Below are 19,290 nucleotides of genomic sequence, written 5' to 3'. Positions count from 1 at the left end.
CATGTCGACGCTGAACAAGGACACGTCCGGCTCCCCCGCCCCCGGCTCCGGCGAACAGCCGGACGTCCTGGTCACCGGGGCGAGCGGGTTCATCGGCGGGCACCTCGTCCGCCGCCTCGCCGAGCGGGGCCACCGGGTGCGCGTGCTCGTGCGGGAGGGCAGCGACCGGTCGGGTTTCGCCGGGTCCGAGGCCGATGCCGTCGTCGGCGACCTCAACGACCTCGCGAGCCTGCACCGGGCCGTGGCCGGGGTGCGGCAGGTCTACAACTGCGCCGGGATGTCGGCGGACTGGGGCGCCTGGGAGGACTTCCGGCGCATCAACGTCACCGGCGCGGCCAACGTCGTCGAGGCCGCGGCCCACGCGGGTACGGTGCGGCGGGTGCTGCACGTCAGCACCACCGACGTCTACGGCTATCCCGTGCGGCCCTGCGACGAGCGCACCGAGCCGCGGGACACCGGCCTGCCCTACAACCGCAGCAAGCTGCTCGGCGAGCGGGCGGTGCGCGAGGCCGCCGAGCGCACCGGGGTGCCGGTGACGGTGATCCGCCCGGTGTCCGTCTACGGGCCCGGCAGCAAGGACTTCGTCATCGAGATCGCGGACCTGCTGCTGCGCAAGCAGATGGTCTACATCCGCCAGGGCCGCGTCCCGGCCGGACTGCTGTACGTGGGCAACGCCGTCGACGCCATGATCGACGCGTGTGCCTCCGAGGCGACGGCGGGGCGCGCGTACAACCTGCGCGACCCCGAACTCACGACGTGGCGCGAGTACATCGAGGCGCTCGCCCGCGGCCTGGACGCGCCGTCGCCCCGGCTCAGCCTGCCCACACCGGTGGCCACCCTCGTGGCGACGGTCTCGGAGAAGCTCTACGGCGCCTTCGGCATCAAGGCGCGGCCGGTCCTCACCCGCCACGCGGTGCACCTCTTCGACCGCGACCAGTCGTACGGGATCGAGCGCGCGCAGGAGGAGTTCGGCTTCAAGAGCCCGGTGGGCTTCGAGGAGGGCATGCGGCGGACGATCGCGTGGCTGGACTCGGCGGAGGGGCGCCGGCATGTCGCCCGCTGAGCCGCTCGTCGCCGCCCTCCCCCGGGACGCCCTGTGGTTCCCGCGCTTCGGGGCGCCGCCGCCCGCCGCCGGCGCCGCGGGGACCGTGCTGATCTGCTTCCCGTACGCGGGCGGCACGGCCTCCGTCTACCGCGACTGGCGCGAGCACCTCGGCGTGGAGGTCGCGGCCCTGCAGCTGCCGGGGCGCGGCCTGCGGATGCGCGAGGAGCCGTACACGTCCGCGCAGCCGCTCGTGGCCGACGTCGCCGACGAGCTCGTACGCCAAGGGTTCACCCGCGACTACGCGTTCTTCGGGCACAGCATGGGCGCGCTGCTGGCCTACGAGACCGCCTGCGCGCTGCGGGAGCGCGGCGAGCCCGGGCCGCGGCACCTGTTCGTCTCCGGCAGCAGGGCGCCGCACTTGTACGGGGACCGCACCGAGCACCTGCTGCCCGACGCCGAGCTGCACCGGTTCGCGACCGGCATCGGCGCGCTCGGCGACGGCGACCGGGCCCTGGTCAACGACGCCTACCTCGCGCGGAGGCTGCCGGTCCTCCGGGCGGACCTGCAGGTCTGCAACGGCTACCGCTGGCGGCCGCGCCGTCCCCTGGACTGCCCGATGACGGCGTTCTCCGCGAGCGACGACCCCGTCGCCGGGGCCGCGGAGGTGGAGGCGTGGCGCGCGTACACGACGAGCTCGTTCCTGCGCCACCACGTGCCCGGCGACCACTTCTTCCTCACCGCCGACGGCCCGTCGCGGGAGCGGCTGCTGCGGGAGCTGCGCGGTGAGCTCGCCCGCCTGCCCCGCGCCACGGCCCCCACGGCCCCCGCAGCCACCGACGGGGCCGCCACGCCCCCCTCCGAGCAAAGGGAACCCTCATGGACGTACTGAGCCTGGTCAAGAGCGTCGGGAAGCGCGTCGGGGAGCCGCTCGGCGACGCCCTCGCCGCGGTGCGGATCGCCGGCAACTGGCGGATGCCCCTGCTGCTCGCCGTGTCCAAGGGGTTCATCACACCCGTCTACCGGGCTGCCTTCCTCGCCTCGGCGACGGGCTCCGGCGTGCTGGGCTGGCTGGCCGTGCGCCCCTGCGACCTGGAGTCGCTGGCCGACAAGCTGGGCGCGACGCAGGACAAGCAGCGGCTGCGCGCCTGGCTGGAGATCGGGGTGCGCCTCGGCGAACTGGACAAGCGCGAGGGCTGCTACCGGCTCAAGAGCCTCGCCGCCCGGACGCTCGCGCGGGCCGGCAACGACGCCCTGGCCGCCGCCCTGGAGGAGGTGCTGCGCTTCCACGTGCCGGTGCTGCTCGGCGGCCCCCGGATGGCGGCGACCGGCGAGCGCTTCTCCCTGGGCGACCAGGACGGGCTCGTCATCGCCCGCTCGACGCGGGTGATCGAGCCGTTCGTCGAAGCGGCCATCGCGCGCACCCTCGACCGGGAGAGCCCCGTGCGGCTGCTGGAGGTCGGCTGTGGCAGCGGCGTCCACGTGCGGCACGCGGCGCGGCTCAACCCGCGCCTGTCGGCCCTCGCCGTCGACATGCAGCAGGAGGTCGCGGAGACCGCCGCCAAGAACATGGCCGAGTGGGGGCTCGCCGACCGCGTCGAGACCCGGCAGGGCGACCTGCGGACCCTCGACCTGCAGCCGCAGTTCGACCTCGTGACGATGCACAACAACATCTACTACTTCGCCGAGGACGAGCGCGTGGCGGCGCTGGAGCGGGTGCGCTCGCTGCTGGCGCCCGGCGGACGGATCCTGCTCACCACGTCCTGCCAGGGCGGCAACATCGGCCTGGACGTGCTCAGCCTGTGGTTCGCCTACGCCGACTTCGGCGGCCCCCTGCCGCGCGAGGAGGAGCTCGTCGCGCAGCTGGAGCGCGCCGGGTTCACCGGCGTCGAGGCGGCCCGGATCGTCCCGGGCGAGCAGTTCCGCGCCTTCACGGCCACCAGCAAGTAGTCCCCCCGCGCAGGCCCGAGCGTCCAGGAGAGCCCGACATGGCAACCCGTCCCCAAGACACCGCCACCCTCGCAGCACGGACCGGCGACATCGTCGTCCTCGGCGGTCCCGGGCAGGCCGACCCCGCCGTCCTCGGCGGCAAGGCGGCCCGGCTCGCCGACATGATCGCGGCGGAGCTGCCGGTGCCGCCCGCCTTCTGCCTGACCACCGCTCTCTTCACCCGCTACCTCGACGGCACCGGCCTGGCCGGCAAGATCGAGGGCACCGAGGGCGGGACGGTCCGCGAGCTGATCCTCGCGACCCGCATCCCGGCCCCGATCGCCGACGAGATCCTCGCCGCCTACGAGACGCTCGGCCGGCCGCGGGTGGCCGTGCGCTCCTCGGCGCTCAAGGAGGACTCCGCGGCGCGCTCCTTCGCCGGCCAGCACGACACGGTGCTGGACGTCGCGGGGGACGCGGCGCTGCTGGACGCCGTGCGGCAGTGCTGGGCGTCGCTGTGGTCCGCCCGGGCCACGGCCTACCGCGACGGCGCCACGGCCGGGGCGATGGCCGTCGTCGTCCAGGAGATGATCCACTGCGATGTCAGCGGTGTGCTGTTCACGGTCGACCCCGTCAGCGCCCGGCCGCACCGCGTGGTGGTCGAGGCCTGCCAGGGGCTGGGCGAGGGGCTGGTGTCCGGGCGGGTCTCCAGCGACCTGTTCGTCGTCGACGACGGCAGCCTGGAGGTCGTCGAGGAGCGGGTGCGCTACAAGGTGGCCAAGTGGGCGCCGCTGGCACCCGGGAAGATCGGGATGACGAAGGTCGACGCCGCCGACCGCGACGTCCCCTGCCTGGACCACGCGCAGCTCGCCGAGCTCGCGAAGCTCGGGCTGCGGGTGCGCGAGCACTACGGCAGCGAGCAGGACGTCGAATGGGGCCTGCGCGACGGCGCGTTCCACCTCTTCCAGACCCGCCCGATCACCACCCGGCCCGCCCCGGGCGACGCCGCGTCGCGCGCCGGGACGCTCAGCCCGTACGTGACGGAGCAGCCGGAGCCCGTCCAGCAGGGCACCTTGTGGTCCCGCATGGACATCGGCGAGATCTTCGTCGGCCTGATGACGCCGCTGGGCCTGAGCTTCGCGCGCTACTACCAGAAGAACGTCCACCTGGACTGCGCCGCGGCCCTCGGCGTCCGCAACACCGGCGAAGCCGACCTGCACATGGGCTACTACCAGGGGCACGTCTACCTCAACATCTCCTACAGCGCCTACCTGCTCGGCCAGGCCCTGCCGACGCGCAACCAGCGCCACTTCACCAAGCGGTTCGTCGGCGAGGAGGTCGAAGGAGGAGCACTCGCCGACTACGAGAACCCCTTCGGGACGTTCCCGGGCGGCACGGAGGGCCTGCGCTCCACCGCGCACTGGCTGCGCTTCACCGCCGCCGAGGCGGTGAAGATGAAGTCCCGCTCCGGCGAGATGGTCGCCTCGCGGCTCTACGAGTTCGACCGCGCCCGGCGGCTGGACCTCTCGCGCATGAGCCGCCGCGAGCTGCACGCCGAACTCACCCGCAACCTGGGCTACTTCCACGACATGCACATCGGCTACATGCCGTACTACATCAACGCCTTCGGGTTCTACGGGATCCTCACCGAGCTGTGCCGGATGTGGCTCGGCGAGGAGGGCGAGAACCTGCAGAACCGCATCAAGACGGACATGTCCAGCCTGCGGACGGTGGAGTCCGCGAAGGAGATCTGGGCCGTCGCCCAGGCCGCCAAGGACCGGCCCCGGGTGCTGCGCATCATCGGCGAGCAGCCGCTGGATCGCGTCGAGGAGACGCTGCGCGCGGACGACGAGGGCGCCGTCTTCTGGGAGCGGCACATGGAGCCGTTCCTGCGCGCCAACGGCACCCGCGGCCACCAGGAGATGGAGATCACCCACCCGCGGTGGATCGACGACCCGTCGTACATCTTCCAGATGATCCGGCGCTACGCCTCCGACGGCTTCTCCGCCGACGACATCCTCAAGCGCAGCAGCGGCTACCGCGACGACTCGCGGGAGATCCTCAAGAAGCTCTCGCTGCCGCAGCGCAAGGTGATCGAGAGCGTCATCTCGCTGTACGCGCTGTGCAGCGAGCTGCGCGAGACCACCCGGATGTCGATGATCACCTCGATCTGGCTGGTGCGCAACGTGGTGTACGAGGTGGGCCGGCGCCTGGTGGACAAGGGCGTCCTGCACTCCCTCGACGAGGTCGCCCACCTCGACTTCGAGGACGTGCGGGCCTATCTGGCCGGGGAGGCCGGCGAGCCGGAGGCCTTCCCCCGGGAGCGGATCGACGAGGCCCGGCGCGTCCACGAGTACCGCAAGCGGCTGCCGGAGCCGCCGCTGACCTTCATCGGCGAGCACGACATCACCCAGGCCGTGCGGCCCGCCCCCGACGGGGCCCGGCTGAGCGGGCTGGGGGCGAGCCCCGGGCGGGTCGTCGGCCGCGCCCGCATCGTGGAGGACCTCGCCTGGCAGGCCGACGAGTTCGAGGCCGGCGAGATCCTCGTGACCCGCTACACCGACGCGTCGTGGACGCCGCTGTTCGCCATCGCCGGTGGGGTCGTCACGGACGTCGGCTCGATGCTGTCGCACAGCTCGATCGTCTCGCGCGAGTTCCACGTGCCGTCGGTCGTGAACACCAAGTACGCGACGCAGCGCATCAGCACCGGGGACATGGTCATGGTCGACGGTGACACGGGGACGGTCGAGGTCGTCGAAGGCTGAGCACCCGTCCGAGCAACTGCCCGAGGAGAGAACGAAATGATCCCCAACCAGTGGTATCCGATACTCGAGGCGAAGGACGTCGGCAACTCCAAGCCCACCGGCGTGCGCCGCATGGGCGAGGAACTGGTGCTGTGGCGCGACCTCGACGGCAACCTGGTCTGCCAGGGCGCGCGCTGCCCGCACAAGGGCGCGAACCTCGCCGACGGCCGGATGAAGGGCAACACCGTCGAGTGCCCCTACCACGGCTTCCGCTACGGGCCCGACGGCGCGTGCAAGGCCGTGCCCGCGATGGGCTCGGGGGCCCGCATACCCGGCTCGCTGCGGGTGCCCACGCACCCGGTGCGGGAAGCGCACGGGCTGGTGTGGATGTGGTGGGGCGAGGAGCGGGCGGAGGCCGACCTGCCGGACATCGCGATCGCGCCGGTCGTCGCGGACAACCCCAAGGCCTACTCGACGACGCACTGGACCCGCCCGGTCCACTACACCCGCTACATCGAAAGCCTGCTCGAGTTCTACCACATCACGTACGTCCACCGTGATCACTGGTTCAACTACATCGACTACCTGTTCCTCTACGGGACCGCGCGCAAGCTGGGCCTGGACGGCAAGGAGCGCTACCTCGCGGCGACGAAGATCGTCAACCACAAGCTGGAGACCGAGGGCCGGACGCTGCGCTACTCCTTCGACCACCAGGAGGAGGCGGACCCCGCGAACACCACGCACTACGTCATCACGTTCACCTTCCCCTGCCAGGTCCACGTCCGGACCGAGCAGTTCGAGGCGACGTCGTGGCTGGTCCCCGTCGACGACGGGCACACCGAGCACATCCTGCGCTGGTACGAGTACCCGACGTTCAAGCCGCTCCTCCGCGCGGAGAAGCTGCGGCGCATCCTGCCCTGGGCCTCCCTCTACATGGAGAAGTGGATCCAGGACGTCCAGGACGTCCGCATCATGGAGCGCCAGGAACCGAAGATCAGCGAGGGCGGCGTCAGCAAGTTCATCCCGGTCGACGAACTGAACGCCAAGTACCTGGCGATCCGCTCCAGGCTGATCCAGGAGGCGGCGGCGTCGAAGACTTCACCGGCCGCGGAGGCGGTGGCGGCGGCCGCCGAGACCTCCGAGACCGCGGCGGAGCAGGAGCCTGCGGCGAAGCGTACGGCGGCGAAGGCCGCAGCGAACGGCCGCCGGGCGGCGAAGGCTGCGGCGAACGGCAACGGCGCCGGCAACAGCAGCGGCACTCCCGTGGCGCCGGCGAGCCGGGCGCACTGAGTCCTGGTGCGGCCCGGCGGACCCTCGCGCGGACGCCGTCCGGAATGCGAAAACCCCGGCTCGGGAGCCGGGGTTTTCCGCCGTGGCCGACCGGGGGTGGTCAGCCGTGCGCCTCCGCCGTGGCCGGCTTCGGGATGAGGAAGGACGCCGCGAGGGCGGCGGCCATGATCACGACACCCGCGATCATGCCGGCGGTGTAGCCGGTGGACGAGGCCGGGTCGGCCGGCTGCACGGCGGTCTTCACCGCGTACAGCAGGGCGAAGCTCAGGCCCGCGCCGAGGTTGAACGCGCCCGCGTTGAGACCGGGCAGGAAGCCCGGGTTCTCCTTGGGCGACAGCACGATGCCCAGGCCGTTGAGCACGATGTTCGCCACACCCGCGTAGGTGATGCCGACCAGCAGCGAGGCCACCAGCAGCAGGACGCGCGAGTGCGCCGGGATGGTGAGGATCAGCAGGACGACGGACGCCGCCGACCCCACGAGCCCCAGACGCAGCACGCGCCCGTAGCCGAAGCCCGCCGCGAGCCGGCCGGCGACCGGCCCCATGGCCAGGCCCGCGAGGGCGTACGGGGTGAGCGTCCACCACGCGGAGGCCTCGGCGGACATCCCCAGGCCCGCCTCGGCGTCCTGGGCGAGGGAGGGGATGAGGCCGTTCATGACGGCGAAGACGCCGGTCATGGTGAGCGTGGTGGTCAGCAGGGTGGCCCAGGTCCCGCGCTGCTTGAGGTGCCGGGTGGCGACCAGCGGGTGGCCGCTGCGGTCTTCGGTGCGCCAGAACAGGGCGAAGGCGACGGCGGAGACGGCCGTCAGCGCGGCGACCATCGGCCAGCGGGCGGCGCCCAGCTTGCCGGCCTCGTTGAGCGCGATGAGCAGCGAGCCGACGGAGACCACGAGCAGGGCCACGCCCGGCCAGTCCATCCGGTCGGCGGCCGCCACCTTGCTCTCGGGCGTCAGGGTGGCGACCAGGACGGTGGCGACGACGGCCACGACGGCCATCGCCCAGAAGACGGCCTGGAAGCCGTGGTTGTCCGCGAGGAAGCCGCCCGCGAGGGAGTCCACACCGGCGACGCCGCCGTTGACGGCCGTGATCACACCGAGCAGGGTGCCGTAGCGCTTGGGCTCGGTCACCTCGACCCGCAGCATGATCAGGCACAGGGGCACGGTGGGCCCGGACACACCCTGCAGGATCCGCCCGGCGAACAGCATGGGCACGCTCTCCGCCAGCGCCGCGACCACACACCCGACGGCCATCAGGGCCAGCATGCCGGCCAGGACCTTGCGGCGTCCGATGACGTCACCGAGGCGCGGCAGGAAGAGGGAGAACAGGGCGGCCGACGTGAAGAACGCGGTCTGGGTGAGCCCGATCTCGGCGGAGCCGGCCCCGAGGCTGTCCTCGATGCTCTTCAGCGCGGGGCTGAGCATGCTGGCGTTGAGCTGGAAGGCGACGCAGGCCGTGAGCAGCGCGGCGACCAGCACGCCCACCCGGACGGGACGGCGGCCCGTCGCGTCGGCGGCGGACCGGTCACCTGCGGCGCGCCCGGCGCGCCCGGTGGTGGAAACGTTCATGCCTCGTGGATCTCTGATAGTTCAGGGCACACGGAAAAACCCCAGCCCGGCTGGGGTTTCGATGGTGTCCAAGGATGGGCAGACCGGCCTCCCTCACCGAGCGCTCCCGACAGGCCCCTGACCTGCGAAAACACCCCCCTGAGAGGGACGCTTCGTACCATATTACCCGCCCCGGCGGGCTCGCGGGAGACAGGAGGCGACCGCGGCACGCGAGGGATGACTCACTGGATCAAGTCGGTGTGCGGATGATCCGGGGACTCCGGGCATACGTAGAGCTGCAGATGGTTGCCCCTGGAGACCTGGACCGCGGGCGGGTTCGCAACGTCGCCCGTGCCGAGCGCGGCGAGGTGTTGATCCTCGTACGGGACCCAACCGTGGTTGCTGGAGTCCCATTCGCCCGAGGCGACGGTCAGCAGCGGGACCATGCCGACGCCACAGGCGGCGCAGAACCGAGCGACGGGATCGGTGAGGCCCCACGGCGGCCAGCCACCGACCTTCCAGCCGGGGGCGACGGACAGCTCGCACCAGTAGAACTCGTGCGGGGCAAGGGCATAGTGGTTGTCCACTCCGGCTGCCTGCCACCTGCTTCTGTCGTCCAGTTGTTGCTGCAACTCTCTGCGCAGATCCAGGTAGTTGGGGTACTCGGTGATCTGCTCCGGCGCGACGACGCACGGCTCCGGCACGTAACCGTCGTACTCCACCGCAGACGGCTCGGGCGGCGCGGCGAGGATGTCGGTGACCTCGGCGGCGGATCGCCAGAACAGCGCGGTCGGAGGCTTGTAGTCCGGCTCGTGTTCGAAGGGGCACCACAGGACCTGGAGCAGATCGGCCTGTCCGGGCGGTCGCAGCAGGGGTACGTCGCGCACGTACAGCTGGACCACGGGCACCATGGCGACCGGACCCTCGTTCCACTCGTCGGCCAGAGCCCCGTGCGACTCGTCCTCGCAGTACGGCCACGGCTCGTCGGCGGGCCACAGCAGCGGCCCGCCGACCGAACTGTCGTGCGGTGACGGAGACCCGGGGCGGGGATGCAACCGGGTCGCCGGGCGTGCCAGCGGAGCCAGTTGAGGAAAGACAGTGGCGACGTCTGCCGGCCGAGGCGGGGTGGTACGGATGTCGTTCACGGCGGCGATACTGCCAGCAGCCTCTGACAATGGGCGTACCGATCCGCGTACAGCTGCCACCGGGCAGCTCTTCGCTTATCGTCCCTGCCATGACCTCAAGTGATCATCTGCTTGACCTGATCCGGACCACCCCGGAGATCGATCTGCTGCTGCGGTCATCGTTCGGCTTCGACATCCACCGGAAGCACTATGGCGAGGGCATCAGACTGGCCTCAGGTGCGCCACTGGAGGTGATCGCCGGGGAATCCGCTGGCGGGGCGTACTTCCTGGGCGCTGAGGAGAATGGCCGCCGGCCGGTGGTGTTCGCGAGTTCCGAAGGGGCGGGCGGGCTGCTCGCCGATGACCTCGCCGAGGCGCTGGAGATCATCATCGGGCTGGAGTGGCGGGACTGCCTCTCGTTCTCGGGCGGTGGCGATGTGGAGGTCATGCAGATCTCCGCTCAACACCTCGAACGGTACCGTGACAAGCACAACCCGGACATCGACAACGAAGCCGCCCAGGTGGCCGCAGCCCTGTCGCTGCGCATCGCGCCTGTCCCGGACCTCGTCATCCGGTTGCACGCAGCCGCCTCGAAGACCGAGCCGCACTACGTCGTGACCGACGACGACGGGCAGGCGTTCGACCCACCGTTCGGCGAGCACGTGGAGCCGCGCCACGGTGGCTGGCGCTGAACCCGACCGGCCGCCGCTGCCGCCAGTCGCCATCGACTCCGGTATCGCGGCCATCTGCCGGGCGTTCCCCTGCCCGATCCGCTTGAGCCGCTCCTTGATCTCCGTCAGGTCTTCCTGCAGGCGATCGGCGCGGGCTTTCTGTGCCTCTGCCTCGCCTCTCCAGCCCTCGGCGGTCTTGGCCTCCTTCGAGGCCCGGATCACGACATAGGCACCGACCCCGGTAGCAAGGATGCCGACGATTCCGAAGAGGTCCAATATGAGGTTGGAATTACTCATGGGCTCCTAGGTGTTTCACAGGGGCGCTGGTTCCGGAGCAGCGGCAACCGACATGAATGTCGATGAGCGATTCAAAGCAAGCTGCAGTGGCGGGAGGGTCGTTCCAGGCATTCCGCGCACACGGAGTCTTCACCAGGCCCTTCAGTGTGACTGGAGTCAATCGCACCAGCGTCGTCATGGTGTCTTTGACAGAGATCAGCGCTGAAGGAGTTCCCTTTATGGGGGGCGCGACGATGAAGGTGTACAACATCGTGCCTCACGACGGGGCGCAAGTAGAGGTGCGCGGAGAGATCCTCCACGATGTCGACCTCAACGTCCGTATCAGCTTTCTCGTGGCCTGAAAGGCTGACGTACGAGCATGTTACGGAAACCTGGTGAAAGCGGCCGGGTTACTGAGCTCGTGGGCGTGATGTCGTGCTCTAGCGGAGCCGTTCAAAGGTGCCTTTGCCGGTACCGTCGAGGTCGTCGTCGCCGCGCCAGCGGGCGAGGGTCTGCACGATCTGCTCGAGAGTTGCGTTGGAATAGTCATGCCAGCGGGACTCGTAGCCGTGCGGGTAGCCGAGCAGCATGTTGAGCACGTTGTTCACCGCGTCGTCTTGTGTGTCGGAATCGGAGAACGACGGCCAGGATGCCGCGATTGCGCCGATCTCGTCCCGGGTGAAGCCCATGAGCGTGTGGAACTCCCAGTCAGGGAAGAACGGTCCGTTCACAGCCGCGTCAAGGCACTCCTTGATGATCTGCAGGTCCTGGTCGGTCACTCTCTCCACCGCGTTCATTCTCTGATGGTCTCATCCTGTTCCGGGGAGCAGCGGGCTCGCCGCAGCCCCGTCGCGGCGAGGCATCCGTCGATGACTTCGCTGCGGTGCACATTCAGGTTGTCCCAGATGACCACGAGCGGGCCGCCGAGCTGTTGGTGTGCCGCGACCAGCAGGTCGCGGTAGTCGGTCCAGGCGAAGCTGCGGCGGCGTGCGTTCTTGTGGTCCTCATGCCGCCGGGTCCGGTAGACCAGACGCGAGCATTGGCCGGGCTTGTAGCAGGTCAGAGCGGCGATCGAGATCCGGCACCGGGAGCGTCCTCTAACCCGGATAACCGGTGTGTGTCCGCGTCGGGCCCAGCTGCGGAAGATTGGCGGCGTCATCGAGAAGCCCTCTTCGTCTTCGAAGCAGAGCCAGGGCCCGAGCGCCGCCGCAGTGAAGCGCGCCCGATCAGCGTCTTGATTCTCGCCAGGGTCCAAGTCGTGCGCGACCGGCCCTCTGGCCAATTCCTTCTCCAACAGCGCGAACAGGGTCTCGCTCAGCTTGGGGCGGGCGGCTGAGCCCTTCGAGCGCAGAGCCCGGTGGCCGCCGGCCAGCCACGAGCGCCGCCACCGCTGCACGGAGCGCACACTGACCCGTAACTCCTTCGCGACCACCGCATTGCCCTGCCCAGTGGCGAACATCCGGGTCGCCTCCACCCGGATCCGTTCACGAAACGCCCACCGTTCGGCGCTCAACCCACCACCTTTCAGATACCTCACATCTCGGGCGTACCGCGACAGCCGTCACCCGTCAGCCCCCACGACATCACGCCCACAAACTCAGTAACCGTTTGGTCGGCCCATCAGCACAGCGGCGAAGCGATTGAGCTGCGCACTCGTGCGCGAGCCGGCCGAGACCTCCCACTCGCCTGTACCCGGCACCGCGGCCACGCGGAGGCTCACCCGCTCCCCGCGGGACGCACGCACCAGGCCCCGCAAGGAGCAGGTGAGGTACGTGCCGGGCACGGTGATCGAGTAGAGCGGGCCGCCGGGAGATGTCCCTTCGGCGACAAGGCCGTGAAGTCCGCGGTCAGGAAATAGATGCCGCTCGACGGCACGGTGAAGAACTCGGCGGTGCCCGACCCCCTGCCCCCGGACGACTCGATCACGTCCCACTTGAGGGTCCGGGCGGTGCCGCTGTCCGGCCTGTGGTGGCAGCAGGAGCGCCAGCAGTACGAGAAGGAGAGGCTCGGGAACCTCTGGGTGGATCACGGCCTGGTGTTCGCCAGGGACGGCTTCAAGCTCTACCGGGGCGAAGCCGGCGGCCCCCAGGACCCGGAGAAGGTGTCCGCCCGCTGGCGGACCGTCCGGAACCGGCTCCACCTGCCGGAGAACCTCCGGCTCCACGACTGGCGGGGCAGCAAGATCACGAATGACCTCAACGCCCACGAGTCCCCGGTAGAGGTCTCGGCGAACGCCCGGCACCACTCGCCGGGCTACACCATGGAGCGGTACGGTCGGCGCCGCCCGGACGCTGCGAAGAAGCCGGCTTCCGCCGGCGCCAACCGAATCGTGCCGGCTCGCGTAGCGGCCTGATCCGATATCTCTGACCGGGTCAGTCTCGTGGTTGGTCACGCCACCGGTCTGGGAAGAGCCCGATCCCGTGGGTCACGCGGTGGGTCACGCGGAGCGCCATCAGGCCCGCAAAAACAGAAAAACCCCAGGTGAACTGGGGTTTCTGCTGGTGTCCGAGGGGGGACTTGAACCCCCACGCCCGATAAAGGGCACTAGCACCTCAAGCTAGCGCGTCTGCCATTCCGCCACCCGGACCAGGTGTTGTCTCCGGCGGGGTGTTCCCCGCGGCGACATGGATAACAATACCAAGGTTTCGGAGTGCCTTTCACCTGGGTATCTGCGCGAGGCATAAGGTCCATTTATGGGCAATACGGGGCAAGCCTGGACGGCTGCGAGTGCGCGGCGGCGGCCGCGGCCCCTGTCGCCGTTGCGGGAGCACCTGCGGGACACCTTCTGGTTCACGCCCACCGCGGGGCTCGTCGGGGCCGCGGCGCTGGCCGGCGGGGTGCTGGAGGTGGACCGGTTCGTCATCGGGATGCTGCAGGCGGACGGGGACTATGCGGCCGTCGGGTCCCTGATCGGAATCGCCGACGACGCCAAGACGATCATCACCACCGTCGGCTCGGCGATGCTGACCTTCATCGGTGTGGTCTTCTCGATCTCCCTGGTCGCGCTGCAGATGGCCGGCGGGCAGTTCTCCCCGCGCGTGGTGCGGCTGTACGTCCGGAGCCGGATCACCAAGTGCACGTTCGCGGTCTTCCTGGCGACGTTCCTGTTCGCGCTGCTGGTGCAGGCGTCCTACGAGGGCGACGAGAACCCCCGCACCGTCTCCACCGTCCCGGTCTTCTCCGGCATCGTGTGCGTCGTACTGGTGCTGGTGAGCCTGGGCCTGTTCGTCGCCTACGTGAACTCCACGCTGCGGCTGATGCGAGTGAGCCACGTGATCGACCGGATCACCCGGGAGTCCTTCCGCGTGCTGGACAAGCACGGCGTCGCCGACGACGAGCGGCCCGTGCTCGCGGAGCCGGGCGCGCAGATCGCGCACAGGGGCCGGGCCGGGGTGCTGCGGGACGTGCACGTCGCACGGCTGGTGCGGGTGGCGCGGCGGCACGGCGTCGTCCTGCGGCTGATCCCGCGGATCGGCGACTACGTGGTGCCCGGGACACCGGTGCTGGCAGTGCACGGCGAGGCCGCGCCGCCGCCCCGCGCGCTGCGGTACACCGTGTCCGTGGGCGTGGAACGGACCTTCCACCAGGACCTGGGCTTCGGGCTGCGGCAGCTGTCGGACATCGCGCAGCGGGCCCTGTCCCCCGCCGTGAACGATCCGACGACCGCCGTGCAGTGCCTGGACCGGATCACCCAGTTCCTCGCGGCCCTGGCCCGCCGCCCCCTCGGGGCGCTGCACCACTGCGACCGCCGGGGCGCCGTGCGCCTGGTGCAGGACGTGCCGGGCTGGGCGGACCTGGTCGACCTGGGGTTCGCGGAGATCCGCGGCTGTGCGACCGGCAGCCCGCAGGTGACCCGGCGGCTGATGGCCGCCCTGGAGGACCTGTGGTGGCTGGTCCCCGAGGACCGGCGCCCGCCGCTGGAACGGCACCGCGCGCTGCTGGAGCACGCCGTGGCGCGCACGGTGCCGGATGCGGCGGACCGGGATTTCGCGCTGCTGCCCGACCGGCAGGGGATCGGTTAGCCCGGCGGGCAGGGGATCCCTCCCCTGCCCGGCAGGGATCGGTCGGGGCGACCGGACGCCGCGCGCCAGCCGGGCGACGGCGGCCGGGCGGCGGCCGGGCAGCGGCCCGGCCGGCGGCCATCACGGCGCTCATCAAGGCGCTCATCCGGGGCCCCACGGCATCGCAGCCGACGGTCACGGCACCGGACCCGCCGTCACGGCATCGCCGCCCGCCGTCACGGCATCAGGCCCGCCGTCACGGCATCAAGTGATAGTCCGGGAAATTCCCCGGCAGCCGTTCGCCGCTCGGTCCCTCCGTCACCGCGCGCACCAGCAGTTCCCCGCCGACGAAGGCCCCGCGCCACGACGCCCCGAAGCCGCCGAAGAGCTCCTCGCGGTCGCCGCGCGAGCGGGGGCCGTTGTGGCCGACCTTGAACGCCCGGATCTGCGGGGCCAGGCGCGCGAAGACCGCCTCGTCGTCGCACGAGAGGGCCGCGACGAGCGCGCCGTTGCTGGCGTTCATGGCGGCGAGCAGCTCGGCCTCGGTGTCGACCGGGACGACGGTGTCGACGGGGCCGAAGGGTTCGGCGTGGTGCAGGGGCGAGGACGGCGGCGGGCTCAGCAGCGCCACGGGCGGTACGTACGCGCCGGTGTCCTGGCCGGGCAGGAAGCGGCCGTCGGCCGGGCGGCCGCGGTGCAGGGGGACGGCGCCCCGGCGGACGGCCTCGGCCACCCGGCCGGTCAGCTCCTCCGCCTTGGCGGCGTTGATCAGGGGGCCGAAGTCGAGCTCGGGGAGGTCGTCGCCGGGTGCCTCCACGGCGAGCGGGTGGCCGAAGGTGACGCTCCGCACCGCGGGCAGGTAGACCGCGAGGAAGTCCGCGAAGGCCTCCCGCTGGACGACGAACCGCGGGTAGGCCGTGCAGCGCTGCTTGGCGTACTCGAAGGTCTTGCGGATCCGCGCGCCGAGCGCCGTCCAGTCCGTGAAGTCCCAGACGCCCCAGGCGTTGAGGCCCTCCTGTTCGAGAACGTGGCGCTTGCCGAGGTCGGCCACGGCGGTGGCGACCCGCGCGCCGGTGTCCCGGCCGCCGACGAAGGAGACGCAGCCGATCCCGGGAGCGCGCACGAGCGCCTCGGAGAGCTCGCCGCCGCTGCCGCTGACCAGGGTCAGGGGGACGCCTTCACGCGCCGCGAGGGCCGAGGCCAGCGTCAGGCAGGCCAGGCCGCCGTCGGTGGGGGTCTTGGCGATCACGGCGTTGCCGGCCAGCGCCTGGACGAGCATGGCGTGGACGAGGACGCTCATCGGGTAGTTCCAGCTCGCGATGTTGCTGACGGGGCCGGGCAGCGGCGTGCGCCCCTGCAGCATGCGGTCGATCTCCGCCACGTACCAGCGGACGCCGTCGACCGCGCGGTCCACGTCCGCCCGGGCCAGGCGCCAGGGCTTGCCGATCTCCCAGACCAGCAGGAGCGCCAGCAGGTCGCGGTGGGCGTCCAGGGCGTCGAGGGCGGCGGCGACGCGGGCCTTGCGGTCGGCGAGCGGGACGTGGCGCCAGGCGCGGTGCGCGTCCACGGCGGCGCGGACGGCCCGGTGGGCGGTGGCCGCGTCGAGGCGCGGCGGGCCGGGGACCGGGGTGCCGTCGACGGGCGTGACGGCGGGCAGCGGCTTGCCGTCGGGGTGCCAGGTGCCGGCCCAGAGGTTGAGGACCCGGTCGTCGCGGAAGGCCTCGGGGGCGGCGGCCCGGCAGCGCTGCCAGGCTCCGGCCCACTCGGTGCCGGGCTTGAGCGCGAGGACGGGCGCGGTCCCACGTAAGGCAGCGGTCCCACGTAAGGCAGCGGTCCCACGTAAGGAAGGGGTCTCACGTGAAGGAGAGGTCTCGCGCGGAGGAGGGGTGCGGTCGGGTGCCATCGCTGATCTCCGCTCTCGGTACGGGATCGGTACGGGATCGGTACAGGAGGGGCGGGAACGTCGGCGGTCCACTACCGGACGGTAGTCATACGGAACGGTAGCCACGCGGCGGGCTGCGAGAGGCGCCCCGGCCCCCGATGAGGCCCACGTCACGCCCGGGCACAATGGAGCGTCCAGCAACCCCAACCACCACCGGGACTGATCGCTCATGGGACGGGTCACCGAACGCCGCCGCGTCATCCGCATCCGGGACGGGGCGGTCAGCGCCCGCCCGGACACGCTCGTGGCCGAGGAGCCCCTGGAGATCCGGCTGAACGGCAAGCCGCTGGCCATCACCATGCGCACGCCGGGGGACGACTTCGCCCTCGCGGCCGGCTTCCTGGTGAGCGAGGGCGTGCTGGGCCGCACCGACGAGCTGGCCAACATCGTCTACTGCGCGGGGGCCACCAAGGAGGTGCCGGTGGTCACGGTGGGGGCACCCCCGGCGGTGGCTGGGGCAGGGGCAGGGGCAGGGGCCAACACGTACAACGTCGTCGACGTGCGCCTCGCGCCCGGCGTGCCCGTCCCCGACGTCACGCTGGAGCGCAACGTCTATACGACGTCCTCCTGCGGCCTGTGCGGGAAGGCGAGCCTGGATGCCGTACGGACCACGGCGCGGCATCCCCTGTCCGACGGTCCGGAGGGCCCGATGCGGCTCGAACCGGCGCTGCTGTCCTCGCTCCCCGACCGGCTGCGCGAGGCGCAGCGGGTCTTCGACCGCACGGGCGGGCTGCACGCCGCGGCGCTGTTCTCCGCGGACGGCGAACTGCTGGACGCGCGCGAGGACGTGGGCCGGCACAACGCCGTCGACAAGATCGTCGGCCGCGCGCTCCAGCAGGGCCTCCTGCCGCTGTCCGGGACGGTGCTGATGGTCTCCGGGAGGGCCTCGTTCGAGCTGGCGCAGAAGGCGGTGATGGCCGGGATCCCGGTGCTCGCGGCGGTCTCGGCGCCCTCATCGCTCGCCGTGGACCTCGCGGCGGAGACGGGGCTGACGCTGGTGGGCTTCCTGCGCGGGGCGTCGATGAACGTGTACGCGGGAGAGCAGCGGATCGCCCTCCGGGAGCCGGCGGCCAACGACTGACGCCGCGTCAGGCCACCGGGCCCTCCTCCCGCTCCTGCGCCACGCGCGCGAGCAGCGCGGTGAACTGCTCCCGCTCCGCGGGCGTCAGCGCGCCCAGCAGCGCCTCGTTGGCCTCGTCGCCCAGGCGGGCGAGCCGGTGCAGACAGCTGCGGCCCTCGGCGGTGAGGGCGATGGCGTTCTTGCGGCGGTCGCCGGGGTCGGGGGTGCGGGTGACGAAGCCGGCCCTCTGGAGGTCGTTGAGGATGCCGACCATGTCCTTGGGATCGAAGCCGGTCATCCGGCCGAGGGCGGCCTGTGCGACGGGGCCGGAGTCGGCGACGGCGGCGAGGACGGCGTGGTGCGGCATGCGCAGGCCCTCGCGGGCGAACGCCTCGCCGAGCAGGCGGCGGCCCCGTGCGGAGGCGCGGTTGAGGAGCCAGCTGGGGAGGGCGCGGATCCGGTCGAGCGCGGGCTCGTGGGGCTCGGTCATGGTGCGACCCTACCGAAGAAACCATTGGAGCCCCCAATAAAAAACGTTGGACACCCCTATGAATTTCCGCCTACCGTTGGGACCACCAACGACATCCGCTGGGACTCCCAACGAAATCCATTGGGGAACCCAACGACAACCCGTGGAGGTGCGTGCCCATGCGCCGTATCCGCTATCACCAGAACGGCGGCCCTGAGGTCCTGCGGCTGGAGGAGACCGACGTCCCCCGGCCCGGTGCCGGCGAGCTGCTGTTGCGCACCGAAGCCGTCGGCGTCACCCTGCCCGTCGTGCGGAAGGTGCGCGCCGGCGGTCTCCCGCTGCCCGCGAGCCTGGGCGGCGAGGTCGCCGGGGAGGTCGTGGCGACCGGCCCCGGCGTCACGGGATTCGCGGTCGGGGACCGCGTCACCGGCCTGTGCTTCGCCGACGGTTACGCCGACCACTCCCTGCTGAACGCGGCGATGGCCTCGCCGGTGCCCGACGGCGCGAGCGCCACGGACGCCGTGGCACTGGTCCGCTGCGGCCTGGTGGCCCGCGGCGCCTACGCCGCGGCCCGCCCGGCCGCAGGTGAGTCGGTGCTGGTGACGGCCGCCGCGAGCGGTGCGGGCCACCTCGCCGTACAGCTCGCCAAGGAGCTCGGCGCCGGGCGGGTCGTGGCGGCGGTCGGGCCTGCGGCGGCGGAGGCCAAGGCCGACTTCCTGCGGGAGCTGGGCGCGGACCACGTCGTGACGTACGACGACCTCACCGGCAAGGAGGCCGACCGCTGGGGCGGCGCGGTCGACATCGTCCTGGACGCCGTCGGCGGCGAGCTCCTCTCCCCCGCCGTCGCCGCCCTGGCGCCCGGCGGCCGGCTCGTCGCGTACAGCTCGGGCGGCGGCACGATCGAGGCGTACGACCTGCTCGTCGGGGCGAAGTCCGCGGTGGGCTTCCAGATGGCGCTCCTCGCCCGCGACCGGCCGGAGCTGATGGAGCAGTGGCGGCAGGAGCTGTGGGAGCTGTTCGCCGCCGGGCGGCTGCGGCCGCGCGTGCACGCCGAGCTGCCCCTGGAGGCCGCCGCACAGGCGCACGAGATCATCGAGGCGCGCGTCAATCTGGGCAAGGTCGTCCTGCGGCCGGCGTGAACCCGTTTGGGCTCTTCAGCCGAGTCCTCCTTGTATGACAGTCGTACGGCACCTACGTTC

The 19,290-nt window shown here is 71.5% G+C and carries 17 protein-coding genes and 1 tRNA gene; 11 read left to right on the top strand and 7 right to left on the bottom strand.

The window, feature by feature from the left end; translation table 11 throughout:
- Position 1 precedes the first annotated feature (1 nt).
- Genes FGW37_RS26530 through FGW37_RS26510 form a run of 5 tightly spaced genes read left to right on the top strand, consistent with a single transcriptional unit; the run spans position 2 to position 7,005 of the window.
- Positions 2-1,063 carry an NAD-dependent epimerase/dehydratase family protein gene (locus tag FGW37_RS26530; protein ID WP_179083347.1) on the top strand — a complete coding sequence of 354 codons (1,062 nt, stop codon included), beginning with the start codon at positions 2-4 and terminating at the stop codon, positions 1,061-1,063.
- The gene (locus tag FGW37_RS26525; protein WP_179083346.1) at positions 1,050-1,934 is read left to right on the top strand and encodes a thioesterase II family protein; all 885 of its coding nucleotides are present in this window, start codon (positions 1,050-1,052) and stop codon (positions 1,932-1,934) included. Before FGW37_RS26530 ends, FGW37_RS26525 begins: the two co-directional genes overlap by 14 nt.
- The gene (locus FGW37_RS26520) at positions 1,922-2,992 is read left to right on the top strand and encodes an SAM-dependent methyltransferase (RefSeq protein ID WP_179083345.1); all 1,071 of its coding nucleotides are present in this window, start codon (positions 1,922-1,924) and stop codon (positions 2,990-2,992) included. Before FGW37_RS26525 ends, FGW37_RS26520 begins: the two co-directional genes overlap by 13 nt.
- 38 nt (positions 2,993-3,030) lie before the next feature.
- On the top strand, positions 3,031-5,736 hold the full coding sequence (redH, locus tag FGW37_RS26515) for an undecylprodigiosin ligase RedH (RefSeq protein ID WP_179083344.1): 2,706 nt from the start codon (positions 3,031-3,033) through the stop codon (positions 5,734-5,736).
- A gap of 36 nt (positions 5,737-5,772) precedes the next feature.
- Positions 5,773-7,005, top strand: coding sequence for an aromatic ring-hydroxylating oxygenase subunit alpha (locus tag FGW37_RS26510; protein ID WP_179083343.1), 1,233 nt, complete (start codon positions 5,773-5,775; stop codon positions 7,003-7,005).
- A 100-nt stretch (positions 7,006-7,105) separates the two neighbouring features.
- Here the strand turns inward: FGW37_RS26510 and uriT are convergent, their stop codons facing one another.
- Positions 7,106-8,569, bottom strand: coding sequence for a uridine transporter UriT (uriT, locus tag FGW37_RS26505; protein ID WP_179083342.1), 1,464 nt, complete (start codon positions 8,567-8,569; stop codon positions 7,106-7,108).
- A gap of 221 nt (positions 8,570-8,790) precedes the next feature.
- Positions 8,791-9,693 carry a hypothetical protein gene (locus FGW37_RS26500; RefSeq protein WP_179083341.1) on the bottom strand — a complete coding sequence of 301 codons (903 nt, stop codon included), beginning with the start codon at positions 9,691-9,693 and terminating at the stop codon, positions 8,791-8,793.
- 89 nt (positions 9,694-9,782) lie between these two features.
- On the opposite strand from FGW37_RS26500, the gene FGW37_RS26495 reads away from it, so the two are divergent.
- Positions 9,783-10,364 (top strand): hypothetical protein, encoded by a 582-nt coding sequence (locus FGW37_RS26495; protein WP_179083340.1) that lies wholly within the window; start codon positions 9,783-9,785, stop codon positions 10,362-10,364.
- Between the two features lie 338 nt (positions 10,365-10,702).
- The gene (locus FGW37_RS26490) at positions 10,703-10,981 is read left to right on the top strand and encodes a hypothetical protein (protein ID WP_179083339.1); all 279 of its coding nucleotides are present in this window, start codon (positions 10,703-10,705) and stop codon (positions 10,979-10,981) included.
- Between the two features lie 78 nt (positions 10,982-11,059).
- On the opposite strand, the gene FGW37_RS26485 is transcribed toward FGW37_RS26490, so the two are convergent.
- Together FGW37_RS26485 and FGW37_RS34025 are read right to left on the bottom strand one after the other, a co-directional pair.
- The gene (locus FGW37_RS26485; protein WP_179083338.1) at positions 11,060-11,416 is read right to left on the bottom strand and encodes a hypothetical protein; all 357 of its coding nucleotides are present in this window, start codon (positions 11,414-11,416) and stop codon (positions 11,060-11,062) included.
- Complete coding sequence (locus FGW37_RS34025; RefSeq protein WP_343067195.1) at positions 11,413-12,132, bottom strand: helix-turn-helix domain-containing protein; 720 nt, start codon at positions 12,130-12,132, stop codon at positions 11,413-11,415. The genes FGW37_RS26485 and FGW37_RS34025 overlap by 4 nt, the downstream gene beginning before the upstream one ends.
- Before the next feature lie 345 nt (positions 12,133-12,477).
- On the opposite strand from FGW37_RS34025, the gene FGW37_RS26470 reads away from it, so the two are divergent.
- Positions 12,478-12,972 carry a hypothetical protein gene (locus FGW37_RS26470; RefSeq protein ID WP_179083336.1) on the top strand — a complete coding sequence of 165 codons (495 nt, stop codon included), beginning with the start codon at positions 12,478-12,480 and terminating at the stop codon, positions 12,970-12,972.
- A gap of 146 nt (positions 12,973-13,118) precedes the next feature.
- Here FGW37_RS26470 and FGW37_RS26465 read toward each other — a convergent pair.
- Positions 13,119-13,206 (bottom strand) — tRNA-Leu (locus tag FGW37_RS26465).
- 106 nt (positions 13,207-13,312) lie between these two features.
- Here FGW37_RS26465 and FGW37_RS26460 point away from each other — a divergent pair.
- Positions 13,313-14,641: a DUF2254 domain-containing protein gene (locus FGW37_RS26460; RefSeq protein ID WP_179083335.1), complete on the top strand. Its 1,329-nt coding sequence runs from the start codon at positions 13,313-13,315 to the stop codon at positions 14,639-14,641.
- A gap of 235 nt (positions 14,642-14,876) precedes the next feature.
- Here FGW37_RS26460 and FGW37_RS26455 read toward each other — a convergent pair whose 3' ends face one another.
- Complete coding sequence (locus FGW37_RS26455) at positions 14,877-16,523, bottom strand: aldehyde dehydrogenase family protein (RefSeq protein ID WP_179083334.1); 1,647 nt, start codon at positions 16,521-16,523, stop codon at positions 14,877-14,879.
- Positions 16,524-16,731: 208 nt separating this feature from the next.
- Here FGW37_RS26455 and fdhD point away from each other — a divergent pair, with 208 nt between their 5' ends.
- Positions 16,732-17,643, top strand: a complete 912-nt coding sequence (gene fdhD, locus FGW37_RS26450) for a formate dehydrogenase accessory sulfurtransferase FdhD (RefSeq protein WP_179083333.1) — start codon at positions 16,732-16,734, stop codon at positions 17,641-17,643.
- A gap of 7 nt (positions 17,644-17,650) precedes the next feature.
- On the opposite strand, the gene FGW37_RS26445 is transcribed toward fdhD, so the two are convergent.
- The gene (locus tag FGW37_RS26445) at positions 17,651-18,112 is read right to left on the bottom strand and encodes a MarR family winged helix-turn-helix transcriptional regulator (RefSeq protein ID WP_179083332.1); all 462 of its coding nucleotides are present in this window, start codon (positions 18,110-18,112) and stop codon (positions 17,651-17,653) included.
- Positions 18,113-18,270: 158 nt separating this feature from the next.
- Here FGW37_RS26445 and FGW37_RS26440 point away from each other — a divergent pair, with 158 nt between their 5' ends.
- Positions 18,271-19,230 carry a quinone oxidoreductase family protein gene (locus FGW37_RS26440; RefSeq protein WP_179083331.1) on the top strand — a complete coding sequence of 320 codons (960 nt, stop codon included), beginning with the start codon at positions 18,271-18,273 and terminating at the stop codon, positions 19,228-19,230.
- Positions 19,231-19,290: the final 60 nt, after the last annotated feature.

The sequence above is a fragment of the Streptomyces rectiverticillatus genome (genome assembly GCF_013394065.1).
Lineage (GTDB): Bacteria > Actinomycetota > Actinomycetes > Streptomycetales > Streptomycetaceae > Streptomyces > Streptomyces rectiverticillatus.
This window is presented reverse-complemented; position numbering and strand designations above follow the sequence as displayed.